Below are 24,774 nucleotides of genomic sequence, written 5' to 3' on the forward strand. Positions count from 1 at the left end.
AGTAGATTTTGTTTCGCATTTTTATTAGTTGATAGGTGTAAAAAACTGAAATTCAACAATAAAAAGGCTAATGATAGGCTGATGCTAGCCGCTGTTACGATAGCCGCAATTTTTCCTGAAGCTTCATTTTAATCTTTACAGGCAAGCTAGATGCCATCACTGCGCTACTCGGGAGAGAGCGGTTACTAAGCAAAGTCTCAAACTCGCGAAAATCTCCAGGATGTTGCGTTTTAAAGCTATGCGTATAATCTTGTTCGTTGACTTGGTAATTATAATTTAGCATATAAACTGTTCGGTCATTGATTTCTTCGTTGGTGCTATCTGCCTGTCCACGAGCACCTACAACAACATGCGTATCGTCTAATATGGCCAGAATTCGCTGAGCCCGAAGAAGATTTCGGTATGTCCACCCTAGCCCTATAACCGCGAAACAACTAATGAATAGAATGGTCTCAAGGGGAAACGGGGCACCATCAGACCCTTTAATGCGTGAATAATTTGGCGTGTTAACTAAATATTCAATCAACACCTCATCGCCTTTAGTTACGTCTAAGACACTGGAAAAAGAGCTTGATGTATATTTTTCGTTACCAATACTATACTGGTAAGTTATTTCTTGAATAGGACGGTCGTTATAGTGGTTATTGGTGTTCTCTTTTCCTAATACATAGCCGTAGGCTGTGGCAATTGAACCAAACTGAAAATAGGGGCTGCGAAAGTCGGTTTTCGGAAGAAATGCGAAGAACAACATCACCCCCACTAAAGCAAATAATGCTGCTGGCCGAGCGTAAGGGTTGATGAAGAAAACGCTGGCTTTATCCGAAAAAGACAGTTGCATAATCAGCGTATGTAATTACTGCGAGGCGCATTAATTAGTCTTACCGGCGCTCCAGCGCCAGGGCATAGGCGCGGTCGTAGTGCACGCGCAGGTTTTTCCAGTCGAAGAGCTCGGCGGAGCTTTCCACAGCGTTGCGCTGCATGATGCGCTCGCGGCGGTTGAGCTGCACAAAGTCCCAGAGCATGTTGCAAAGCTCCTCGGCCGATTCGTCAAAGGATTTTTCCTGGCGGTGCACCACGAAAATGCCTTTCTGTTCGGGGTCGGGAATGGTTTGGAGCACGTAGTCGCCAAAGCCCGAAAGGTCGGAGGTGATGGCGGGCACGCCGCGGGCCACGCACTCGAGCGGGGTGTAGCCCCAGGGCTCGTAGTAGGAGGGGAACACGCCCAGATGGCAGCCGCGCACAAACTGGCCGTATTCCATGCCCAGCAGGGGCGAAGACGGCGACACGAAATCGGGGTGATACACCATTTTCACCCGGTCGTGGCGGTGGTTGAGCAGTTGGGCCCGGCGCATGAAGTTTAGGATATCATCGTCCTGGTCGTTCACCAAGTTGTGGGTGATGACCGAGGGCAGCGCGTTGGTTTTCCAGCTTTGCAGGGTGCGGCGGTAGCGTAGCTTCCAATAGTCGTCGACCATGCTCGTGATGTCGGGCAGCTTGTGGTCAGGGCTGGAGGCAGCGGCGTAAAACAGCCGCTCGCCCACCTGCCGCTCAATGGCCTGGCAGGTTTCGTGCACTTCGTCGAGCATGGCGCGCCGCTCCAGCACCTGTGGGTTGATGCTGGTGAAGGGGCGCTTGGTGATGAAGAACATTACCACCTGGCCCTCCAGCCCGCTGGCCTGCAGGCGGTGGTTGAGGCGGGCTAGGGCTTCGAGGGTCAGGTCGAAGCCTTTGTTGTGGTATTCGTAGCGGCCCGAGGTGAAGAAATACAGCGTCTTGTCCAGGTCGAAGGCGTACGACTGGAAGAAGTGGGCCATCACGAACTCGTGAATTTTGGCCTTGTACTGCTGGTGCAGGTTCTGGAATTCGTGCAGGGCCACAAACCGCTCGATGTTGAGGCCGTTGGGCAGCACCGCATCCGGAATCCTATCCAATAAATAGATGCACTCGCGCACCGTGAGTTCGCTCACCGTGGTGAAGACGTGGCTGCCGTGGGCAGCGGCGCGCTCCATGCGCACGGCCGGCTCGATGTTGAATTTCTTGGCCTCGGCTTCCCAGTTTACCCACATGAGGTGGTCGTAGAAGCTGGCGTCGTTCATGGCCAGGTAGCGGCCGAGCAGGGTGGCGTGGGTGGTGAACAGCAAATGAGCCGGAACCTGCAGGCGCCGCAGCTCGGGAATGGCCACGCCGGTCATCCACTCGTGGAAGTGCCCCAGCAGCCGCTGTTGGGCTTCTAACTGCGCGGCCACGTGCTGAAAGAAGATGGTGGTCAGGTGCCCGAAGGCAATTACCTGGTGCAGTAGGTCGTCGTTGTCGGGCGCCGGAATGCCGTGGCGCTGCCACAGGTCGGACTTGAGCTGGCCCAATTGGCTGTAGGCCTGAAACGGATTGATGAGCACGGTGCGAGGGCGGCCGGTCACGAGCCAGGTGCCGATTTGCACGTCGAAGCCCTGCGCGCGCATGGTGCGCACGGCCGCGCCAAACGGGTCGGAAGCGGTGTGGATGGCCAAGTCATCAAGCGGCTCAAACTCGCCCTGTGCCTGGTTGGGGAAGTAGGGGCCCAGCAGGCAATACCGGTCGCCCCAGGCGGGCACGGTGGCCGGCACCTTGGAGCGGATAACGGTGTAGATGCCGCCAACCTGGTTGCAGACTTCCCAGGCCACCTCTACTAATAAAGCGTCGGGAAACAGGGCATCTGGGGCGTGAGGCGTAGGCTGCATAGAGGAAGGAGGCGAAATGACAGAGAAGGGAACGCGGCGAAAGGTAAAGCTTATCAGCGCTTAGATGCCATTGCAAACGATTTTTTTCGGCCTTTGGTCGAAGACGCGGGCAATGTGATGCGGCCTTGGCCGCCAAAACTTCGGAGCGCGACAGTTGTTAAGCGCGCTACAATCAATCCTCACACTGGCGGCGAGCTCACGGCTTGCCCCACCCCATTTGAACTTGCCACATGGCCGATACCACCAACATTCTCACGCTCGAACACCCTGTTCTGCCGGTGCTAACGCAGCGCCGCAGCCCCCGCGCCTACACCAACCAACCCGTGCCCGCCGATGCCCTGAAGCAGGTTTTTGCAGCGGCGTCTTCAGCTGCTTCCTGTTTTGGCGAGCAGCCTTGGCGCTACCTCGTGGGCAACCGCGAAACCAGCGCCGAAGCCTACAATAAAATACTGAACAGCATGGGCGAATTTAACCAGGTATGGGCCAAAAACGCCCCCGTTCTGGTTGTGAGCATTGCCAAGCTCCACTTCTCGCACGATGAAAACCCCAACGCCTGGGCCCGGCACGACGTGGGCCAGGCCACGGCCACGCTCGCCATTCAAGCCACGGAGCTAGGTCTGCAAATCCACCAGATGGCGGGCTTCTCGACCGATAAAATCCGCGAAGCCTTCAGTATTCCCGCCGGCTACGAGCCAGTGGCCGTGTTCACCATTGGCTACCCCGGCGATGCCAGCCTTCTATCTGATGCGCTGCGCGATAAGGAAACCGCTGCCCGCACGCGCAAGCCCTTGGCAGAGTTTGTGTTTGAAGGCGGCTGGCCCGGGTTGCAGGACGAGCGCTACGACCAGGCCGACGTATAAGTAGGTTTCGAAGGCTCGCTTTCGGAAGTAAAGTGGGCCTAACATTCTCCAACAAAAAAGCCACTACGTTTCTGTAGTGGCTTTTTTGTGTCCAAGCGAGGCAGTAACAGTTTAATGCTGCTCCTGCGACAAAATCAGCACCGCATACGGCGCAATTCCGATGGTGCCGTGCCACTTGAAGCCGTCGTATTCTCCTTTAATAGCTTCCGTGCCGAAGCTCTCAAAATCCCCAAACTCGCCGTCGTAGCCCTGCCAGTCGCTGTTGAAGCGCACCTGCCAATGGCCGGGGCCGGGCAGGCCAATGGTGTAGCCCTCGTATACTTTGTTGGCGAAGTTGGCAACGACGACAGTGGTTTCGCCCGGGCCTTCCTGGCCGGTAGAGCGGGCGAAGGCGACGAGTTTGTTGGCGTTATTGAGGTGAAAGACGTGGGTGTGCTGGCCGCCCAACCCCGCCGAGTTGCCGCGGATGTTGCGGCGCAGGGCAATGAGGTCGCGGTAGAGGTGCACGAGGCCGGCACGGGTTTCGGCGCGCTCCCAGTCCAAGGGCTCGGTGTCGACGAAGGCGCCATCGGCGAGGAACTCCTGGCCCTGAAACAGCATGGGGATGCCGGGGGCGGTGAGAACGAGGGCCGCGCCCAGGGTGGCGCGCTTTTTCGGGAACCAGTGGGCGGCGTCGCCGGGCATGATTTCCTCGGGCAGGCGGGCTTTGCCGTTGGCTACTTCGTCGTGGCTTTCGGTGTAGATGACGCGGCGGAAAGCATCGCCGTTGTAGCTGACGGTCAGAGCTTCAGCCACGGCGTGCATGTCGCGGTCGGTGTCTTCGGGCGTGGTGAGGGCCCGCACAATGGGGTTGAGGAATTGGTTGTCCCACTGCGAGTTGAAGCCCTGGCCACCTTTCTCGATGGTTTCGGTGATGCTGGAGTTGCCACGCATGTCTTCGGCAATGGTGATTTTCCAGGGCATGGTCCGGTCAATCTCCTCGTTTATCCAGCGCATCAGGCTCCAGCCATCGGGCAGGTCGGCGGCGGGGTCGCCTTCGCCGTGCACGTTGCGCACAAAGGCAATGGCATCGGCCCGCAGGCCGTCGACGCGGTAGTCGTGCAGCCACATCATGGCGTTGTCGCGGATGTACTGGCGCACCTCGGGGCGGCCGTAGTCGGGGCGGTTGTCGCCCCAGGGTGTGTGGGCGCGCCAGTCGTTGTAGAAGTAAATGCCGCCGCCGTCGTTTTCGCTCCAGCCATCAAACTGCCACAGGTCGAGGTCGCCGGGGCCGAAGTGGTTGTACACCACGTCGAGCACCACGGCGATTCCGTGCTCGTGGGCTTTTTTCACCATTTCCTTGAAAGCCATTGGCCCGCCGTAGTCGCTTTCCAGCGCGAAGGGGTTGGAAGGGTTGTAGCCCCACGAGCGGCTGCCCGGAAACTCGGTAGCCGGCAGCAACTCGATGCAGTTGATGCCCAAGTCGCGCAGGTAAGGCATTTTTTCGGCCACGCTGAGGAACGTGCCCACATGGCTGGCATTGGGGGCGTTGAAGGTGCCCACGTGCAGCTCATAAATCACCAGCTCGTTCCAGGCGGGCATCTGGAAGTTGTCGTTGCCCCAGTCAAAATGCGGGTCGTGCACCACCGAGGAGCCGGCCGAATGGGTCACCTGGCGGGCATAGGGGTCGTTGCGGTCAAACTCCTTGCCCTGGTAGGTGATGTGGTATTTGTATTCGTCGCCGGGCTCAGCGCCGGCAACGTCGGTGGCCCAGTAGCCGTCGCCCTCCAGCTGCAGGGCGTTTCGCGAAGCATCCCAGTCATTGAAGGAGCCGATAACGGCTACAGCTTCGGCGTGGGGCGCCCACACGCGGAACGTGGTGCCGGCGGCGTGGGGCATGGCGCCCATGCCCGGCTGCAGGGTAGCAGAGGGCAGCGAAGGAGCTTTTTTGGTTGGTTTTTTAACAGGGGGTTGAGGCGCGACTTTGGCGCGGCCGGGTACGGAAGCGTGAGCGGGAGGCATTGAAGAATAAGAAGTTCGCCGCCCGGGCAGCCGAAAATACGGCCGATGCAGGACGGTGATAGCTCGACAATACGAGAACGGCCGGGTTTCGGCCAAAATGGCTCCGTATGCCACCTACAAAGCACTCCCTGCCTGGCCCGTGTGGCGGGGCCGGCCAGGGGCCTTGCAGCGCCGGTATTTTTTTGCCGACTTTCGGGCATGAATGCTGCCAACCCCACGCCCGAAACGCAGGCCCGCACCACGCTTTTTCACCAGCGCCATCTTCGGCGCCAGGTCGCTAAATCTCTGGGGCACATCGGGCCGGCCATCGTCTTTGTGCTCGCCGTGGTGCCCATTCTTTCGGGCCGGGAGCCTTTTTCGTTACTCGTCGCCCTCGAAATAATGGTGGGTGTGGCCTACCTGAGCCTGCTGGTGCGGGAGTTGCGGCACCTGCGGCACAACCCGTTTCATACCGAGCGGGTGGCGTGGCTGGAGCTGGCGGCGGCGGCTATTCTCTTCATTGAGAGCTACCACATCTGGCACCGCCACCACGAGGCCGAGCTGGCCGGCGCTGCGCCGCGGTTCCATGCGTTGCCGTGGGTGTATGCCGCCGTGGGGGTGGCGTATGTGGTACTGGCCTTCCGGATGCAGCAGCTCACCGGCCGCACCTATTTGCACCTGCACGCCGATGGCTTTGCCGTGCGCACGGGCCGCTTTGGCAAGGAGCATACTTTGAATTGGTCGGATATCGCCAGCGCCGACCCCGACGGGGCCACCGGCGTAGTGGTGCGCCGTACCGATGGCAAAGAGCACCGCATCGCATTCGACAAACTGCACGACGGCCCCGCCCACCGCGACCGCTTGCTGGCCCACCTGCGCAAAGCCATCAACAGCTAGCAGCGCACAGCTACTGTGAGAATTACGACAAAACAGGGCTACAATGTGCAAGGATTTGGCGCGGGAATGAGCAATTTTGGCCTTCAGTTTGTTGTGGACTCTCTGAATAATTTGGTCCCTGAAAAAGAAGAATGCGTCGTCCCAAACCTGTCATTTTTGGTCTTTACGGCTGGTCGCCTGAGTACGGCTTCCGGTATATTCATCCTGCCAACCGCCGCTCGTTTGAGCTGCTGGAGCCGGTGGGCAAGCTGTTTGAGAAAATCAGCGAGGACGAAGAAGGGGAGTGGGTCACCATCCGCTACGACGAGCAGCAGTTTCTGGTGCGGCCAGAGCTGTTCAAGGAAATTTACCACAAGCCCAAGTTCAGTTTCGGCGATTCGGTGGAGGAAGTGACGCCCGAGCCGGGGCAATACCGCCACTTCGGGCACGTGTCGGATGTATTCTGGGATGAGAGCACTGATACGGCGTCGTATCAGATTGTGGAGCGCAAGCGCAAGCTGCCGCGCATATTTCAAGCTTCGGAGCTGCGGGCTGATTAGGTGGCTCTTACGCGGGGAACCTCACCCCCGGCCCTTCTCCCGCGGAGAGGGGAGCCTGACGAATCCAACCGTAACCGAAAGCCCTACTGCAATTAGCAGTGGGGCTTTTAGTTTTAAAAGTTACTGATTTCTTGTGCTATGGCTCCCCTCTCCGCGGGAGAGGGGCCGGGGGTGAGGTTTCCACCACGCGACGCGCCCTATTTCAGTCCCACCGCAATGCCGCCCACCACACTGGCAATGCCCAACAGAATCAAAATTCCATACAGCGGCCACACAAACTTGAGCCACTGCTCGAAGCGCACGCCGCACGCCGCCAGCATGGCCATGAGGGTGCCATTGGTGGGCGTAATCAGCTCGCAGAGGCCGGCGCCGTACTGAAACGCTAGCACCATTACCTGGCGCGAGAGGCCGATGAGGTCAGACAAGGGTGTGAGCAGGGGCATAGTGAGGGTGGCCTGCCCACTGCCGCTGGGCACGGGCACGTGCAGGGCCGTTTGCACGGCCATCATGCCCAGCGCGGCGAAAGTGACGGGCAGGTGGGCCAGGGGCGAGGCGAGGCCATTGACGATGGTATCCACGATGTTGCCTTGCTCCAGCACCACGAAAATGGCGCGGGCGAAACCAATCAGAATGGCCGAAAAGGCAATGTCACGGAAGCCCGCCACGAAGCCCTCGGCAGTGCCGGTGGCGCCGAGGCCGCCCAGTAAACCGGCGCTCACACCCAGCACGAAAAACAGCGCTGACATCTGCTCGAAGTCCCAGCCCAGCTTCAATACACCGTAGGCAAACACGGCGAACGTAACCAGCATCAGCAGCAGCACCAGCCCGTGGCGCCCGGCCCCGCGCCGGTCGGCCTCAATTTCATCGGGCGTGATTTCGGGCTGTACGCGGTGGCGAGTGGCGTAGCGCATGGTGCCGATTATCCAGATGGTGACGGCCACGGCCAGGAAGGCCATGCGCCAGGCGCCGCCCGAGAGTAGCGGCAGCTGCGCCAGCTTTTGGGCAATGCCCACCTGAAACGGGTTGATGGGACTGAACGAGGCACCCACAAACGCTGCCCCTGCGCTGGCCGCCACGGCCGTGAGAGTAGGGTAGCCCAGTCGTCGCATCAGCACCAGCAGCACCGGCACCAGCGGGATGATTTCCTCGCCCATATTTTCGAGGGCGCCCATGGTGGCGAAAAGAATGCTCACGAGCGGTATCACCACCACTTCGCGGCCCTGGGCACGGGTCAGCAGCCAGTCGACACCGTGGCGCAGCGCTCCGGTTTGGTCCACTACCGTGAAGGCGCCGCCGGCCAGAAAGATGAGGAACACCACGGCCGCGGCATCGGCCAGTCCTTTGGGAATGTCTACCAACATCTCGAGCGGGCCTACGGGCGTGGAGGGCACGCGGTGGTAGGAACCGGCAATCACCACGTCGCGGCCGGTCACGGGGTCTTTTTGGCGGTCGAAGCGGCCGGCGGGCAGCACGTAGCTCAGCGCTGCCGCCAGTATGATGAAGCCCACCAGCAGCACCAGCGGGTGGGGAAAGCGAAAGGTGTTCATGGCACAAAGTAGGGCGGCTCCGCACGAACTTTGCAAAACCACGGTTCCGCACCCATGACCATTACGGACTTCAAAGCCCTGCACCAGCGCCGCCAGGCCGAGCACCTTGCCCGGCACGGCCACCGCCTGGCCGAGCGCCAGGAGGACAGCTTCGACCTGACGCTGTTCGCCGTGGAGGGCTTCTATGCGGAGATTTGGCGCAGCCGCGGAGAGGAGCAGATTCTCTTCATCCACGTGTTTCAAACGCCGAACGGATTGAGCGATTATCTGAAACTGGTGCGACTGCCGGGCAATCTTTAGCGTCCTTGCTACGCCTGGATAACGTTGCCAGGAAGATTGAATTGAAGAACCGAATGCGGGTGTTATTCCTGATTGCCGTGTTGCTGGGGTGGCTGCAGTTGCCTGCGGCCGCTCAAAACGCCAAACCCCGCACCCCCGAGGACTTTGGCTACCGCCACCAGGTGGTGATGTTTGGCAAAGACAGCGTGAATGTGTTGGTGAAGGCCAAAAAAGGCGAGGAGTTGGTACGCAAGCCGCTGCTACTATGGTTGCAAGGCTCGCTGCCACAGCCGTTGATACTATACGATAAGCAGGGGCCCTATAGCGTGTTTCCGTTTGCGGGCAAGGCCGGGCTCGACTCGCTGGCTGCTACCTGCCACCTGGCCATTATTGGGAAACCTGGCATTCCGCTAATGGCAGATGTGGAAGGGCGTGACCCCAACAAGATGTTTTCGCAGGGGGGCCTGACGCCGTATTACTGCGAGCGGAATCATCTCGAGTACTACGCACGGCGCGAAGAAGCCGTGCTGCGCTATTTGAAAAAGCAGCCTTGGGTGGATAAAGCACGGGTGCTGGTTGGGGGCCACTCGCAGGGCAGCGCGGTGGTGGCGCGGCTGGCGGCCGTGCCGGGGTTGGTGAGCCACGCCGTGTACCTGAGCGGAAGCCCCCTGGGTCGGGCCCTCACCGAAGTTGCCCGCGACCCGAACGACACTGAAAGCACCGCAGCCGACGCCGAAGCAGGATTCGCGAAGTGGCAGCGAGGAGTAGACAGTCCCACGCAGTCCGACTGCCGTCAGTATGCGGACAGCAACAAAAACGTGTATTCGTTTGGGGAGTCACTACTGCCCTTTCTGCTCGCTGCGCGAGTGCCAGTATTTATTGGTTACGGCACCCGGGACCACGCTGCGGTGGCCAACGACTACCTGCGGCTGGAAACCATGCGGCTGCACAAGGCCAACTTCACCTTTCGCGCGTATCCTGGCCGCGAGCACAACTTCTTCGGCTTTAAAGACGGACAGATTAACTACGATGACTGGTATTGGGATAAAGTGGGGAGGGACTTTCTGCACTGGGCCGGAATTATGAAGTAGGGTTGCCTGCCGAAGCAAGGAAAGGTTATATGCGCAAACCGCTATGGTTACGCGGCAACTCTTCCTACCTTGCTTCGCATGAAACGGTTCCTCCCGCTGGCCTTCGCCCTGCTCAAATTTATCTTGGGCTACTTCCTCATCAGCCCCGCTTATGAGCTGCAGCGCGACGAATACCTCTACCTCAACCACGGCCAGCACCTGGCCTGGGGCTACCTGGAAGTGCCGCCGCTCATTGCGGCGCAGGGATGGGCCACGATGGCGCTGGGCGGGGCCGAGGGCTGGGTGAAATTCTGGCCGTTTCTCTGGGGCGCGGCCACTATTTACCTGGTGGTGCGGCTGGCCAGGCGGTTGGGCGGTGGTTGGTTTGCGCAAACCCTGGCAGGTATTTGCTATCTGACCACAGCATTTGCGCGGCTGAATCTGTTGTTCCAGCCCAATTCGTTCGAGGTATTTGGGTTTTTGGCGTGCCTTTATTGGCTGGTCTGCTTTTTTCAGGAGGAGCGGCCGCGCTACCTGTATTTGTTGGGCCTGGGGCTGGGTTTCGGGTTGTTGAACAAATACACCACGCTGTTTTTCATTGCCGCGCTGGGCGGGGCGCTGTTGCTCACGCCAGCCCGGCGGCTGCTGACCAACCGCCACTTTTGGGGAGCGGCGGGCCTGGCGTTGCTGCTGTGGCTGCCAAATCTGGGGTGGCAAATCAGCCACGGCATTCCTTTTCTGTACCACATGGCCCTGCTGAAGGAAAGCCAGCTGGTGCACGTTGAAGCCGCCGATTTCTGGAGAACCCAGTTGCGGATGTGTTTTCCGGCGCTCTTGATTTGGGTGCCGGGGTTGCTGGGCGTGCTGCTAGCGCGACAGTTTCGGCCGTACCGAGCGGTGGGGCTGGTGGCGGTGCTGGGCGTAGGCCTGCTGGCCGCGCTGCACGGTAAGGATTATTACGCTCTGGGCTATTACCCGGTGCTGTTCGCGTTCGGGGCCGTGTGGTGGGAGCAACTGCTGACCCGGTTTCGATGGAAGCGGCTGGCGCAGCCGGTACTGTTGGCCGTGCCGCTGGCCTGCCACCTGGCGTTTCTGCCGCTGGTGTACCCCTTGAGCAGCCCGGCTGCCATGGCGGCGCTGCGCCCCAAATACGAAAGCCTGGGCGTGTACCGCTGGGAAGACGGCCAGCAGCACCAGCTGCCCCAGGACTACGCCGACATGCTGGGCTGGCGCGAAATGGCCGACAAAACCTGGGCCGCCTACCGCAGCCTGCCCGATTCCGTCCAGCGCCACACCCTCATCCATTGCGCCAACTACGGCCAGGCCAGTGCCATCAACTACTACAACCGCCACCGCGCCCTGCCTGCCGCCAACAGCCTCAACGGCAGCTTTATATACTGGTACCCGCCGGTGGGCCAGTGTCAGGCCATCATTATTGTCGACGACGAACCCGACGATGAAATCGCCCCGCATTTTGCCGCGTACCGTCGGTTTGGCACCGTCACCGACTCCTTCGCTCGCGAGCAAGGCACACACATCACCATCGGCATTCGCCCCGACAGCGCCGTGCTGAACCTGATAGCGCGTGAGCGGCGCACCGCGCTGGGGTTGTGGGAAGGCGAAGCCAAGCTTGCCCGTGCTCGGTAAACCTCTAAGCGCTGACCACTGCCCCTGATTTTACGAATTGCCCAAAACGTAACTGCTGAGCTTCCTTCAGCAGCTAAAAGCCGTGACTTTGGTTTCCAGTACATTTAGCTTCACAAACGCTTTACCGACGTTGATTTTATGAAACGGCTCTACGTACTCTTGGCATTGGTTGCCTTTTCGTTGCCTGGTCTCGCCCAACAAACCCAGAAACCCCCGCTGCACGGCAAGCACTGGATGGCGATAACGGGCAAACCCCTTGCCGCGACGGCTGGGGCCATGACGTTTCAAAAAGGCGGCAACGCGGTCGATGCGGCCTGCGCCATGCTGGCCGCCACCTGCACCATGTGGGACGTGCTGAGCTGGGGCGGCGAAACCCAGGCGCTGATTTACAACCCGAACACCAAAAAGGTCATTGCCATCAATGCCATGGGCGTGGCGCCTACCGGAGCTACTCCCAAGTTCTTTAAAAGCAAAGGGTACAACTTTCCGCCTGAGAACGGCCCATTGGCCGCCACCACGCCCGGCACCCCGGGCGGCCTCATGCACATGCTGGCCAACTACGGCACTCTCAGCCTGGAGCAGGTGCTGGCCCCGGCCATGGAAATGGCTGCCGGCTACCCCATTGAGGCGCAGACGGCCAACAGCATCGAGAAAAACAAAGCGCTGCTGAAACAATGGCCCTACAGCAAAAAACTGTTTCTGACGCACCCCGGCCAGGAGCGGGAAGCACCCGAGGCCGGCGAAATATTTGTGCAGCAAGACCTACTGCAAACGCTGACCAAACTGGTAGACGCGGAAAAAGCAGCCTTAAAACAGGGTAAAAGCCGGAAAGATGCCATCATGGCCGCTTACGACCGGTTCTATACTGGCGACATTGCCCAGGAATTTGTGCGCGGCTCGAAAGAGCAGGGCGGACTGATTACCATGCAAGACCTGGCCCGCTGGAAACCCTTGGAAGAGGCGCCGCTCATGGTCAACTACAAAGGCGTGGACGTGTACAAGCTGCAGCAATGGACCCAGGGACCCGCCATGCTGCAGGGGCTCAACATTCTGGAGAACTTCGACCTGAAGGCCATGGGCTACAACAGTTCCAAGTACATCCACACGGTGTACCAGGCCATGAGCCTTTCATTTGCCGACCGCGACTTTTACTACGGTGACAACTACGCCGCTCCCGAAGAACCCATGAAGGGCCTGCTCAGCAAGGCCTACGCCAAGCAGCGGGCCCGCCTCATCCAATACCAGCAAAACGACCCCCGCATCGGCCCCGGCGACCCTTACCCGTTTGAGGGCAAGAAAAACCCCTACCTCAAGCAACTCAAGGCCCGGGGTTATGAAATGGACACCACAAAACGCAACTTTGCCCCCAAGCACGACCTGGGCAGCAACAACTCGCCTGCCGCCGAATACCAGGAGCGCCTGTGGCTGGGCACCACCACCATGGAAGCCGCCGACAAAGAAGGCTGGGTGGTGTCCATCACGCCCAGCGGCGGCTGGCTGCCGGCCTGCGTGGCCGGCAACACAGGCGTGGGCATGAGCCAGCGCATGCAAAGCTTCGTGCTGGAACCCACTCAAAACCCATTTAACGTAGTGGCCCCTGGCAAGCGGCCCCGCGTGACCCTAACGCCCTCCATGGCCCTCAAAGACGGCAAGCCCTTCCTGTCATTCGCCGTGCAAGGCGGCGACACTCAGGACCAGAACCTGCTGCAGTTTTTCCTCAATGTAGTAGAGTTCGGCATGACCGTGCAGCAAGCCTCCGAGGCCGCCAACTTCAACACCAACCAGCTGTGGCTCTCGCTGGGCGGCTCCAAAACCGACGACCGCAAACCCAAGCCCGGCCACATACTACTCAATAAAAGCACCCCCGAACAGGTGCGGGAAGAGCTTAAAAAGCTGGGTTACACCATGACTTTTGAGGACCGCACCAGCGGCCCCATCAATGCCATCTACTTCGACTGGCAGCACGGCAGCCTCTGGGGCGGCTCCAGCAACCACGGCGAGGATTATGGAATTGGGTGGTAGGAGGAAGGGGTAGAACTTACTGAGGAGATTTTTTGAACCTCTGTCATCCTGAGCAGAGCGAAGGACCTTATCACGTCCGAATATTGGCCATTCAAGGGGCTTAGCGTGGTTTTGGTGTAAGTGGGCAGTAGCGCGAACTCTGTAGTTCGCGTCCCCGCGCCATTAAATTCGTTCGGGTTTCCGCCGGGGACGCGAACTACAGAGTTCGCGCTACTGCCCACCGATGCTGGCACTGCTCCAATCCCCTTCGCTTTATTCAGAATGATAGGTTTTTTGTATTCCCAAACAGCTCAGACACGCTGGAAAAGCCGAGCTCAATAAAAAGCTCGCATCAATCTCAGCTACAACACGCTGACCGCGGCCTTAAACGGAAAATATTCCAGCGCCTCCCACGGCCCATTCTGATAAGCCCAAAGCTGCAGCCCAGTGCCCACGGCACAAAAAGGCGCAAAGTCGGCCTGAAGCTGGGCCAGCAGCTCCCGGGCCGCGGCAGGCTCCACCTTGTTTTGAATGGTGACGTGGGGCTGCAGCTTCTGCTGGTCCTGGGGTGTGAGGTGGGCCGAAAACGTCTGTTGCAGCTGGCGGTGCAAGGCGCGCAGCTCCTCGTTTTCCAACGTGAACGCCACCCCGCGGCCCAGCGAGCGCAGGCCCGTGACTTGCAGCATAAGTTCGCACTGCGCCAGGCAGCAGCTGCGCAGCTCCTCGACCACGGCCTCAAGGTCACGGCCGGGCAGGTGGTGGAAGAGGGTGAGGTGCGCCGCCAGGTAATTGATTTTGGGCGGAAAATGCTCGCGCCGCAGGGCGTTGAAGTAGGTCTGGGCCGCATCGTCCAACGCCAGGGTCAGAATGAGCGGGGCAGCAGTGGGGTAGGACATGGGCAGAAGAAAACGAAGCGTCTAGAATTACGTGAAGCGGTTAAAATTCGCTGATTTTGGCTCGGGCTAACTACCGGCAATGCAGAAGGTTTTGCATGTGTGGATATTGCCAAAAAAGCCCAAAAAGACGCATTTTGAGGACTTAATTCGGGGTGGAAAGCGTTACTAAAATATCCGTCACCAATCCGATTTTATGCTCACTGCTGGCTCTCTCGTTTCCATTTCTGACACCCTGCTCACCGACCAGCCCGCGCCCGCTCTGGCCCCGCGCACGCACTCGGCCAAGCTCTGGCTGCCGCAGCGCGTGGTGTTCACACCCGATGCTTTGGACGAGGAGTTTGGCCAGCAAATCCTGGCCCGCGTATCGGCCCAAAACCTGGAAGTGGAGCTGTTGAAAAGCAACCGCCTCACCGGCCTGCGCGGCGACGATGTGCGCGCCACTTACCGCACCGCCAAAAACACTTTGGCTATAGTAAAGGCGCCCCCCGGGGCCCTGCGCCTGCAGCCCACTCCCCCCTCGGCCGACTGGCAGCTGAACTTGGCCGAAGGCTGCCCCGCCCACTGCCAGTACTGCTACCTGGCCGGCAGCCTCAGCGGCCCGCCCGTGGTCAAGGCCTTTGCCAACCTGCCCCAGCTGCTGGCCAACACCACTACGTATGAGCAGCCCGGCCGCGTGGTGAGCTTCGAAGCCAGCTGCTACACCGACGTGCTGGGCATCGAGCACCTCACCGGCAGCTTGGCCGAGGCCGTGCGCCATTTCAGCACCCGCGAAGGCGCTCAGCTGCGCTTTGTGAGCAAATACGACCACATCGGCCCCTTGCTCGATGTGCCCCACCACGGCCGCACCCGCGCCCGCTTTTCCCTTAATGCCGAGCCTGTGGTCCGGCGCCTGGAGGGTGGTACGGCCTCCGTCGAGGCCCGGATTCAGGCCATGCGCAAGCTTGCTCTGCCCGTGGCTGCAGGTGGCGCTGGCTACCCGGTGGGCGTGGTGCTGGCCCCCATTATGCCCATTCCCGACTGGCAGCAGCACTACACCGAGCTGCTCGACCGCCTGCAAGTGGCGTTCGATTTCGACTGCGACCTCACCGTGGAGCTCATCACGCACCGCTTCACACCGGGCTCGAAGGACGTTCTCCTGCAATGGTACCCCAACACCAGCCTCGACCTCGAAGAGGAGGGCCGCGCCGTGAAGCGCAACAAGTTTGGTGGCCTTAAATACGTGTACCAGCCCGAGCAGATGAAGGTCATGAAGGCGTGGTTCTACACCGAGTGGCAGCGCCGCTTCCCACACGCGCCGGTGCAGTACTGGACTTAAGCCAGGCTTTGGACTCAGAGGATGGGTTGTAATTTGCCAGCCCACCCTCTGTCCGCGCCATGTCCGATTTCGCTCCCTACACGCTGCTCATTCAACACGCCGCGCAAGTCCTGACGCTGGCCGGCGGGCCCCCCGACCGCCCATTGGCGGGCCCCGACCTGAGCAGCTGGACCATCATCGAGCAGGGCTACGTGGCGTGCGTTGATGACAAGATTGTGGCCGTGGGTCGCATGAGCAAACTGAACCTGGCCCACCTCGGCCCCGACACCCGCCTCATCGATGCCTCCGGCTGCGTGGTTATGCCCGGTCTGGTGGAGTGCCACACCCACCTCGTATTCGGCGGCAATCGGGCCGATGAATTTGAGCGCAAGCTGCGCGGCGAGTCGTACCTGGACATCCTGGCCGGGGGTGGCGGCATCCTGAGCACGGTGCGGGCCACCCGCGCCGCTTCTGAAGCAGAATTGTTGGCCCATTCCCTGCACCACTTGAAAGGATTTCGCCGCTACGGCGTGACCACCCTGGAAGCCAAAAGCGGCTACGGTCTCGACCGCGACACCGAGCTTCGCCTCGTGCGGGTGGCTCGCGAGGCCGGCCAGCAGCAGGCCGTGCGGGTGGTGCCCACCTTTCTGGGCGCGCACGTGGTGCCGCCCGAGTTCAAGGAGGCTGGCCCGCGGACTTACGTCGATTTTATCCTGCGCGAGGTGCTCTCGGATTTGAAAGGAGAAGCTGCTTTCGTGGATATTTTCTGCGAGGACGGGGCTTTCCCGCTCGACGTATCGCGGTACTACCTGGAGCAGGCCCACAAAATGGGATTTGGCCTAAAGATTCATGCCGAACAGCTCCACGACTTGGGCGGCTGCGAAATGGCTGCCGAACTAGGAGCCACCAGCATCGACCACTGCGACTACCTCATGCCCGACGCGGCGGCCCGTATTGCGCAGCAGACGGCTGGCCGCACGGTGGCGGTGTTGCTGCCCTTGGTGCCGCTATTCCTGCGGCAGCAGAAGTTTGCCGACGGCCGCGAATTCATCGACAGCGGCTTGCCGGTAGCAGTGAGCACCGACTTCAACCCCGGCTCCTGCCCCAGCAAAAATCTTTGGCTCGCCCTCTCCGTGGCCTGCCTCAAAATGGGCCTTACCGCGAAGGAGGCAGTAGCTGCCGTGACGCTCAACGCCGCCTGGGCCATTGCACAGCAGCACGACTGCGGCAGCCTGGAGCCCGGCAAGCGGGCCGATGTGCTGGTGCTAAACGTGAGCAGCGTGGCTGAAGTCCCGTACTGGCTGGGCGAGAATCCGGTGCGCGACGTGGTAATTGGCGGTGCCCTGATAGCGTAAGCCAGCCAGTTTGTGCGCTAGCGCAGCCCGTAGGAAAGGCCAAACAGAACCCCCGTGCCCACAAGGTAGCGTGGCGTTAGCTCCGAATCTGATTTCATCAGCGAGTTCACGAAGTAAGTAGCCGTGGGCTGTGCCAACAGCTCTACACGAGAAGTAGCCCGATACCGTAAGTCGAGCCCCGCGCTAATGCTAAGGCTGACAGGGCGGTACGGCGCGCCGCTGCTGCTCCAGTTTCGGGGAGAAGTATCGGCCCCGGTGCTCTTGCCACCGACGTAAATGGCAGCGTCGGCGCCGGCCAGCACGCCGTAATACCAGCGGCTGGCGCTGCCCTGCCCAAGGCCATAGCCCAGCCGCACCGGCACCGTCAGGAAGCGGTAGATATCGCGGTGAGTAAGCCGATTGGGCCCGATACTGGCCGGAGAAATAGGAGTAGAGCCGAGGCCAGGAACACCGGTAGTTACCGGTTGATAATAGTAGTAAGTGGTTTGGGTCGCATACTCCTGATAGCCCAAGCCAGTGCTGAGGCTCCAGCGGCCATTCAGCATCCGGTGGGCCTGCACCTGAATGCCAAACCCTGCGCTGGCTTTCTCCTCTTGAGCTAATTGATTGGGTGCGACATTATCGAGGAAGCGGCTAAAGGCCGATGGTGTTACATAGGGCGAGTTGCCCAAGGCCGCCTGCTCACCTAATCTCCGGTAGGTGAGAGACGGACCAGCTAAAACCTGAGCTGCCCACCGCCGCGCCGGAATATTCGAAATGCGGGAGAGCGTATCAACACTCAGGCGTAGGACAGGCCGTGGCGGGGCCTCAGCCAGCGCAGGCATTACCGGGCGCATCAGCAGTCGGCTATTATTACCTGCATCAGCCTCGTAGTTAGGTAGTTCGAATGTTCGTGCAGCAGGCGCTCCGGTAGTCGTGATGGCAGTCGCTCCGCTGTGCTGAATAACAGAGCCCGGGGTAGGAGGCAAGCCCGATTGAGCAGCTGACATTGCAATCCCATTAAGCACTTGCGATTTCCTCTCAGGGTTATCATGACCTGCCAAAGCAGGTTGGCCTGGCAGATCAGCCTGGCTGGCTACAGATGATGTCAGGGCAGCTGGCGGAACGTCTGGCCCGGAGGATATTTGCTTACGCGTGACACTGCCGTTAGCAATCCTGCCACGGGCAATCAGCCTTTTGGCGGCCGGACTAGCGGCGGAAATCACGGGCTCGCGGTCAACTCTTGTAGCGCGCCTTGTTGCTGCTGAACCCGACGAAGCAGCGCTGCCAATGGAAGCGGCTGCCGGCACTCCCGTTGCTGCTCCAGCCGCTGGCGCCGTGCGGGCACCAACTCCCGACTCTGACGCATATCCCGCTTTGCCAGGTAAGGCGCCAACAATTTCTGAATTGATAAATCGTGATGATTCAACTGACTGCGAAGCATCAGCTTCTGAGTTGGCGGGAAGTTGGCTAGCTGCTAAGTCAGGGTTAGCAGTAGGTGCCTTGGTGCCAGACTGTGCCGAATAAGTGGCCAGCTCCTGTTGGGTGCGAGCAGTTGGGCCAGGGCTTGTGGTGCGCCACCACTGCCAGCCGGCGCCGCCCACCACGGCCAGCAGCAGGCCCAACAGCAGCACGGGGCTCCAGCGGCGACGTTTGCGCAGCTGGGGCTGGGCCACGGGCGGCGGCAGCTGGGCCCTAATGCCGGCCCAAAGCTGCGCCGGCGGCTCCTGGCCGTAGTCGGCCAAGCGGTCGCGCAGGGCGTCGTACAAGTCGTCGGGTTTGCGGTCGGTCATGGCAGTTGCGGAGAATGATGGGCCGCCAGGCGGCTTTCGAGCAGCCGGCGGGCCCGGGCCAGCTGCGATTTGGAAGTGCCCTCGGCAATGCCCAGCAGCTCGGCTATTTCCTGGTGCGAGTAGCCCTCCACGGCATAGAGGTTGAGCACGGTGCGGTAGCCGGGCGGCAGGGTGGCGAGCAGGGCCAGCAGGTCGTCGGCCGCCAGCTGGTCCAGGGCCGTGGGCTCGGCACTGGGCAGGTCGTTGGCTAGCTCGTCGGGGTCGTGGCTGCTGCCTTGGTGCCGAAGGCGGTACTGCTCCAGGGCGTGCAGGGAAGTGGTCACGGCTATGCGCCGGGCCCAGGCCTCGAAAGGGCCCTGGCCGCGGTATTGGTCGAGGCGGGTAAAGATTTTAACAAAAGTATTTTGCAGTGCGTCCTCCGCTTCGGCCCGATTAGGGCAGTAGCGGAGGCATACGCCCATCAGCAGGTAGGCCAGCTTTTGGTAAAGCCGGTGTTGCGCTGCCGATTCGCCGCGCCGGCACGCCGCCAGCAGCGCCTCATCGACCGGGGCAATGGGAGGCGGCATGTGAGAAAGTAGACTGAAGGCAGGCTGTACAGCACCTGCCTCGTGGAGGCATGACCGGCGCCGTGCCACTGCGGTTGCATGGCCTTTAAATTTATTTCAAAAATCCTTTGTGGAAGCGGCAGCGGGGCGCCCGCGTACCCCGGCGCGCCGTATTCTTGCCAAAGCAAGCCGCGAAATCCTTAAAAACCCGCCCCCATCCGTGATACGCTACTTCCACGTCGACTCTTTCGCTCAGAAACCTTTCACCGGCAACCCCGCCGGGGTGTGCCCCCTGCAAGCCTGGCTGCCCGCCGAGCTGATGCAGCAAATAGCCGCCGAAAACAACCTGGCCGAAACCGCTTTCATTGTGCCCCGCGCCGGAGCACCGGCCGAATACGACATCCGCTGGTTCACGCCCACCGTCGAAATTGACTTGTGCGGCCACGCCACCCTGGCGGCCGCCTACGTGCTGTTTGCCCACTTGGGCTTTGCCGAGCCGGCCGTAGTTTTTCATAGCCAGAGCGGCCCGCTGCACGTCTCGCGTGAAGCCGACGGTCGCCTCACTCTCGATTTCCCCTCGCGCCCGCCGCAAGTGCTGGCGCCGCATCCCACGGGCCTGACCGATGGCCTGCGTGCCACCCCGGTGCACGTGCTGGCTGCCCGCGACGTGCTGGCCGTGTTCAATACCGAAGCCGAAGTGCTGGCCCTCAAGCCCGACTTTGCCCACATTGCCGCCCTGGAATACGTGGGCGTCATCGCCACGGCGCCCGGCTCGGCCGCCGAGGGCATCGATTTTGTCTCGCGCTTCTTTGCGCCCCGGGTAGGCGTGCCCGAAGACCCCGTCACCGGTTCGGCCCACAGCACCCTGATTCCCTACTGGGCCGAAAAGCTTGGCAAAACCGAGCTGCGTGCCCGCCAGATTTCGCCCCGCGGCGGCGACCTCTGGTGCCGGCTGCGCCACGACCGGGTGGACATCAGCGGCTACGCCGTGACCTACAAGACCGGGGAAATTCTGGTGGATTGAGCCGTAAACATGTAGCGCGACCGTGCCCGGCCGGGACTTTGTAGTTCGCGTCTCCGCGCCGTACCGCGTTCGGGTGTCATTCAGGGACGCGAACTACAAAGTCCCGGCTGGGCACGGTCATGCTACTATTCATTCGGCTTTGTGAATTGCCCTAATAGCGCCGGTATTGCGGCATGTGAATACCCAGACGTGGAGTGTCCAGTACGCCGACGAAAAACGGGAAGCTGTTATTCGACACGCTGCCCTGCCCGTCGTACACGTTCACATGCAAGCGGTAGCCGCCGCGTTCGGTGGGGGTGCGTATCACGGCGTTCAGGCCTTTGGCCTCGCGAATAGCGCCCGGGATGGTTTCGGGGGCAGTGCGGTTTTGGGGCAGGGTGTGAAACTCGTCCACGTCACGGGTGATTTTCCACTCCACCCGCAACGGGTCTCCGTCGGGGTCGGTGGCGGGCACCGACGCTGGGTAGTCGGTATTGGGTTCCAGGGCCAGGTCGGCTTGGGCAAGCTTATTAGCAACTCGGATGGCTCCTACCTGCGGGGCTTGGTTGGCCGGCTTCTGGCCCGTCCACAGGGTCTGAATCATGTCCACCATGGGCGTTTTTTCGCCCGTCGGGGCAAACATGCTCAGCCACATATCCGTCTGCTCGAAGCGGTTGCCCCAGTACAGCACGTAAGCACCCAGGCAGCGTGAGCTTTGGTCCTGGACGGTCATTTTAAAGCCGGCTTGCATAAACTCGGCCTTGTCGGAGCTGCTTTGGTCCAGCGGAGCCTCCCAGCTGGTGAGCGGGGCTTCCCACCACCCGCGGCCCCCAAACTCGCCGATGATGTAGGGCCCTTTCCAACCCGCTTCGGCCAATCGCACGGGCTGCTGGGCCAGTTTGTTGAAGACGTTGACGGTAAGCACGTCGATGTCGGGGCACAGGTGAATGATAGACGGGATGGCGTAGACACCGTCGGTAATGGTGGTGGTGACCGGATGGTTGGGGTCCAGCTTGTGAATCATTTTAACAGTTTCGTTCACAATCTGATACACCTTAAAATCACCGTAGTGATTGTCGAGTTCATTGCCCAGGTTCCACATCAGCAGGGCCGGGTGGTTCTTGTAGCGCTGCACTTGTCGGTACACTTCTTGCTGCTGCTCGGCCACGGCCTTGGGGTCGTAGTAGTCGAATTTCTCGTAGGGCGGCTTCATCCACAAGCCAAACATGACCGTGAGGCCGTTTTGGTGGGCCTTGTCCATGAGCACATCGGCGTAAGCCGGGGCGTACAACCGCACCGAGTTGCCGCCTTTTTCTTTAATTTTTTCGAAGTGCTGAACTCCGGCCGCCCCCTTGATTACGTATGGTTTGCCAGCGCGCTGAAGCTGGTAGCTCGAATCGATGCGTACTACCCGAACCGGCACTACATCCGAGGCGGGATTTAGTGGCGTGATTTTTTCGACAATTGATTCGGGAGAAGATTGGCAGCCCGACAACAGCAACGTAGTTCCGAGCAAGCTAGTAAATAGCTTAGCAGCTCGTTTGAAAAGGTGGTAATTCACTGAAAGGTAAGATTTAAAAGTAGGCACTGTTGCGATTACAGTGGTCTGTTTTTTAACTATAGGAATGAATAAATAAACTTTTATGAGTTCAAATGTCGAAAAAAAATAAACTTGCAAGGCAGCGGAGTTGAAGGGCCGTACGTAGTAAGCGCTAATTTTGGCGATGTATAGCTTCGATAAATTGCTGAATTATTTTATAAGTTTTTGATTACCAAGCATGTCTAGTGATATCTACCAGTCAAAAGATAAACGTCCGTCCGCTTCAATGGCAAATAACCTTGTTTCTGTAGAGGAAACAACACCAAAAAAAGTGCCGCATGAAGGTGTTACCGTTCAATTTCAGGACGCGAAGGGCACAAAGCAAATGCGCATCTTGGTGGTGATAGGCCTTGCGTTGCTGGCGCAGTTCTTTTGGTGGTTCGCCGACTCCGACCACATGGGCTACGCCCCACTGTATTGGCTCCTCACTTTCTCGCTGTGCTACAAGATGCTGCGCATGCTGCACGAGTGGTACCACTACGTGCACGTGAAAGAGCCCATTGCCCCGGCCGTGCCGGAAAATGCGCCGCTGCGCACCGTGGACATGCTGACCACGGCCTGCCCTGGCGAGCCGCACGACATGATTATCCGCACGCTGGAGTCGTTGGTGGCCGTGCGCTACCCCCACACCACCTACCTCTGCGACGAAGGCGACGACCCCGAGCTGCGCGCCGTGTGCGAACGCCTGGGCGTGGTGCACGTGACGCGGATTGAGAAAAAGCACGCCAAGGCCGGTAACATCAACAACGCCCTGCGCCAGGCCACCGGCGAGTTTTGCGTCGTGCTCGACCCCGACCACGAAGTCACCCCCGATTTCCTAGACCAGGTGATGGCCTATTTCGAAGACGAAACCGTGGGCTACGTGCAAGTGGTGCAGGCCTACGGCAACCAGAAAGACAGCCTGGTGGCTCTGGGCGCGGCCGAGCAAACCTACCATTTCTACGGCCCGCTGATGATGGGCATGAACAGCTACAACACGGTGCAGGCCATTGGCGCCAACTGTACCTTCCGCCGGGTAGCCCTCGATGGCATTGGCGGCCACGCGGCCGGCCTCACCGAGGACATGCACACGGCCATGCGCCTGCACGCGGCCGGCTGGAAATCCATTTATGCCCCCGTGGTGGTGAGCCGCGGGCTGGTGCCGTCGTCGCTGGGCGCGTTCTACATGCAGCAGCTGAAATGGGCGCGGGGCACGTTCGACTTGCTGGCCCACGTCTACCCCAAGCTGTTCAAGAACTTCTCGTGGCGGCAGCGCCTCCACTACCTCACCCTGCCGCTGTATTTCTTGTCGGGCATCGTGGCTCTGATTGACATCACCGTGCCCATTGCCTCGCTGCTGCTGCTGGAGTTTCCGTGGCACCTGTCGCTGCCCGAGTTTGCGGTGCACATGCTGCCGGTTACCATGGTGGGCCTGCTCATTCGCTACAACGCCCAACAGTGGCTGCGCGAGCGCCACGAGCCCGGGCTGCACCTGGCGGGCGGGTTTTTGCGCATTGCCACTTGGTGGGTGTACTCGCTGGGCCTGGTTTATACCTTCCTCAACGTGAAGGTGCCGTACCTGCCCACTCCCAAAGAGGGCAAGGTGAAAAACGAGTGGCTGCTGTGCGTGCCCAACCTGCTGCTGGCCATCATATCCATTGGCGCGGCGGCCTATAGCATGCAGGTGCAGGGCATTCGGGGGCCGTACACCAAGCTCATGGCCACGCTGGCCCTCATCAATGCTGCCATTCTGCTGATTTCGGTGGTTATGGCACAGCACGCGCTGCTCAACAGGCTGCGGTCGTTCCTGTGGTCGACGCGGCCCTTGCACGCTGCCAAGCAGTGGGTTGAAAATATTTTGGCTTCTGGCTCGGGTGTCATCACCCGCCGGCTGCGCACGGGGTCGGTGGCTTTTGCAGCTGGCTTGGCCATTCTGCACACGCTGGCCACGGCTGGCTTTATCTTGGTGCAGTGGCGCGAGCAAGTGGGCATTTCTGAAGACTACATCTGGGCGCATACCGGTTTTGGCCCGTTGCGCATTGGCCAGCCCAACACTGGCTCGGCCACGCCGCTGGCCATGCGGCCTGTAGCGGAAGCCTCCACCCAGCCGGCCGTAACCTGGGGCCCGGCTGCCAAGGCCACCACGCAAATTGTGAGCCTGGAGCTGCCCGCTGGCACACCACCGCAAGTGCCGGTAGCGGCCATTGAGGAAATAAACCAGCGCGGCGACATTCCGGTGCTTACCTGGGACATGGACGAAACCGCGGCTACCAACAACCAGCTCTTTCAGCAGCAAGTGCTGCAACTCATTGCGCGCGAAAACCAAGTGCTGCTCCGGCCCATGTTCAAAAAGACCGGCCCGACGGCGCACCGCCAGGCATGGCAGCGCATGGTGAAGAGCTACCGCGCCAGCGGCGATACCACCGTGGTATGGGTGTGGACGCCCCCGCGGCCCGATTCGGTGGGTACTTATTTCCCCGGCGCCGCCAACGTGACATGGATAGCCAGCGACTGCCGCACCACTGCCGCAACCCCAGAAATGGCTACTAACTGCTACGCCCCATTCCGGGAGCAGATAGCGGCCCAGATTGAGATGCAGAGCAAGCCCATCATCTTGTTTGTGCCTCAGACCTACGCCTCCGACTCCTATGTGTGGGCCAGCAAGCTGGAAACCCGCTACCCCGAGGTGAAGGCCGTGGTTTTCACGCCCGCCACCCCGCGGGCAAAGCCCACCAAGACGTTGGCGCAGCAACGCCCGAAACCGGTAAATTAGCTAACCCTGGAAACGAGCGC

The 24,774-nt window shown here is 60.3% G+C and carries 19 protein-coding genes; 11 read left to right on the plus strand and 8 right to left on the minus strand.

The window, feature by feature from the left end:
• Positions 1-94: 94 nt before the first annotated feature.
• Positions 95-838, minus strand: a complete 744-nt coding sequence (locus tag BMZ66_RS00175; RefSeq protein WP_143079987.1) for a hypothetical protein — start codon at positions 836-838, stop codon at positions 95-97.
• A 40-nt stretch (positions 839-878) separates the two neighbouring features.
• Positions 879-2,717, minus strand: coding sequence for a glycosyltransferase (locus tag BMZ66_RS00180; RefSeq protein ID WP_092667993.1), 1,839 nt, complete (start codon positions 2,715-2,717; stop codon positions 879-881).
• A 230-nt stretch (positions 2,718-2,947) separates the two neighbouring features.
• Between BMZ66_RS00180 and BMZ66_RS00185 the strand changes: the two genes are divergently transcribed.
• Entirely contained in the window at positions 2,948-3,577 is a 630-nt protein-coding gene (locus BMZ66_RS00185) for a nitroreductase family protein (protein WP_092667994.1), read from the plus strand.
• A 111-nt stretch (positions 3,578-3,688) separates the two neighbouring features.
• On the opposite strand, the gene BMZ66_RS00190 is transcribed toward BMZ66_RS00185, so the two are convergent.
• A complete protein-coding gene (locus BMZ66_RS00190; RefSeq protein ID WP_234794923.1) occupies positions 3,689-5,578 on the minus strand; it encodes an alpha-amylase family glycosyl hydrolase in 1,890 nt (629 codons plus the stop codon).
• 198 nt (positions 5,579-5,776) lie between these two features.
• On the opposite strand from BMZ66_RS00190, the gene BMZ66_RS00195 reads away from it, so the two are divergent.
• Together BMZ66_RS00195 and BMZ66_RS00200 are read left to right on the plus strand one after the other, a co-directional pair.
• The gene (locus tag BMZ66_RS00195; protein WP_092667995.1) at positions 5,777-6,454 is read left to right on the plus strand and encodes a hypothetical protein; all 678 of its coding nucleotides are present in this window, start codon (positions 5,777-5,779) and stop codon (positions 6,452-6,454) included.
• Positions 6,455-6,585: 131 nt separating this feature from the next.
• Positions 6,586-6,993, plus strand: a complete 408-nt coding sequence (locus BMZ66_RS00200; RefSeq protein WP_092667996.1) for a DUF6960 family protein — start codon at positions 6,586-6,588, stop codon at positions 6,991-6,993.
• A 197-nt stretch (positions 6,994-7,190) separates the two neighbouring features.
• On the opposite strand, the gene BMZ66_RS00205 is transcribed toward BMZ66_RS00200, so the two are convergent.
• The gene (locus tag BMZ66_RS00205; protein WP_092667997.1) at positions 7,191-8,540 is read right to left on the minus strand and encodes a YfcC family protein; all 1,350 of its coding nucleotides are present in this window, start codon (positions 8,538-8,540) and stop codon (positions 7,191-7,193) included.
• 54 nt (positions 8,541-8,594) lie between these two features.
• On the opposite strand from BMZ66_RS00205, the gene BMZ66_RS00210 reads away from it, so the two are divergent.
• From BMZ66_RS00210 to BMZ66_RS00225, 4 genes are all read left to right on the plus strand, one after another.
• Complete coding sequence (locus BMZ66_RS00210) at positions 8,595-8,840, plus strand: hypothetical protein (RefSeq protein WP_092667998.1); 246 nt, start codon at positions 8,595-8,597, stop codon at positions 8,838-8,840.
• A 53-nt stretch (positions 8,841-8,893) separates the two neighbouring features.
• Positions 8,894-9,910 carry an alpha/beta hydrolase family protein gene (locus BMZ66_RS00215; protein WP_092667999.1) on the plus strand — a complete coding sequence of 339 codons (1,017 nt, stop codon included), beginning with the start codon at positions 8,894-8,896 and terminating at the stop codon, positions 9,908-9,910.
• 78 nt (positions 9,911-9,988) lie between these two features.
• Positions 9,989-11,536 (plus strand): glycosyltransferase family 39 protein, encoded by a 1,548-nt coding sequence (locus BMZ66_RS00220; RefSeq protein WP_092668000.1) that lies wholly within the window; start codon positions 9,989-9,991, stop codon positions 11,534-11,536.
• A gap of 138 nt (positions 11,537-11,674) precedes the next feature.
• Entirely contained in the window at positions 11,675-13,558 is a 1,884-nt protein-coding gene (locus BMZ66_RS00225) for a gamma-glutamyltransferase family protein (protein ID WP_092668001.1), read from the plus strand.
• Positions 13,559-13,899: 341 nt separating this feature from the next.
• On the opposite strand, the gene BMZ66_RS00230 is transcribed toward BMZ66_RS00225, so the two are convergent.
• Complete coding sequence (locus BMZ66_RS00230; protein WP_092668002.1) at positions 13,900-14,433, minus strand: 2'-5' RNA ligase family protein; 534 nt, start codon at positions 14,431-14,433, stop codon at positions 13,900-13,902.
• Between the two features lie 193 nt (positions 14,434-14,626).
• Between BMZ66_RS00230 and BMZ66_RS00235 the strand changes: the two genes are divergently transcribed.
• Both BMZ66_RS00235 and hutI read left to right on the plus strand, forming a co-directional pair.
• Positions 14,627-15,748, plus strand: a complete 1,122-nt coding sequence (locus BMZ66_RS00235) for a spore photoproduct lyase family protein (protein ID WP_092668003.1) — start codon at positions 14,627-14,629, stop codon at positions 15,746-15,748.
• Positions 15,749-15,807: 59 nt separating this feature from the next.
• Positions 15,808-17,082: an imidazolonepropionase gene (gene hutI / locus BMZ66_RS00240; protein ID WP_092668004.1), complete on the plus strand. Its 1,275-nt coding sequence runs from the start codon at positions 15,808-15,810 to the stop codon at positions 17,080-17,082.
• A 17-nt stretch (positions 17,083-17,099) separates the two neighbouring features.
• On the opposite strand, the gene BMZ66_RS24985 is transcribed toward hutI, so the two are convergent.
• Complete coding sequence (locus BMZ66_RS24985) at positions 17,100-18,854, minus strand: PorT family protein (RefSeq protein ID WP_143079988.1); 1,755 nt, start codon at positions 18,852-18,854, stop codon at positions 17,100-17,102.
• Complete coding sequence (locus BMZ66_RS00255) at positions 18,851-19,420, minus strand: RNA polymerase sigma factor (protein WP_092668007.1); 570 nt, start codon at positions 19,418-19,420, stop codon at positions 18,851-18,853. Before BMZ66_RS00255 ends, BMZ66_RS24985 begins: the two co-directional genes overlap by 4 nt.
• Positions 19,421-19,619: 199 nt before the next feature.
• On the opposite strand from BMZ66_RS00255, the gene BMZ66_RS00260 reads away from it, so the two are divergent.
• Entirely contained in the window at positions 19,620-20,423 is an 804-nt protein-coding gene (locus BMZ66_RS00260; RefSeq protein ID WP_369407577.1) for a PhzF family phenazine biosynthesis protein, read from the plus strand.
• 151 nt (positions 20,424-20,574) lie between these two features.
• Here BMZ66_RS00260 and BMZ66_RS00265 read toward each other — a convergent pair whose 3' ends face one another.
• Entirely contained in the window at positions 20,575-21,963 is a 1,389-nt protein-coding gene (locus BMZ66_RS00265; RefSeq protein ID WP_143079989.1) for a glycoside hydrolase family 2 TIM barrel-domain containing protein, read from the minus strand.
• 364 nt (positions 21,964-22,327) lie between these two features.
• Between BMZ66_RS00265 and BMZ66_RS00270 the strand changes: the two genes are divergently transcribed.
• Entirely contained in the window at positions 22,328-24,754 is a 2,427-nt protein-coding gene (locus tag BMZ66_RS00270; protein ID WP_092668009.1) for a glycosyltransferase, read from the plus strand.
• Positions 24,755-24,774: the final 20 nt, after the last annotated feature.

Source organism: Hymenobacter arizonensis (genome assembly GCF_900115775.1).
Taxonomy (GTDB): Bacteria; Bacteroidota; Bacteroidia; order Cytophagales; family Hymenobacteraceae; genus Hymenobacter; species Hymenobacter arizonensis.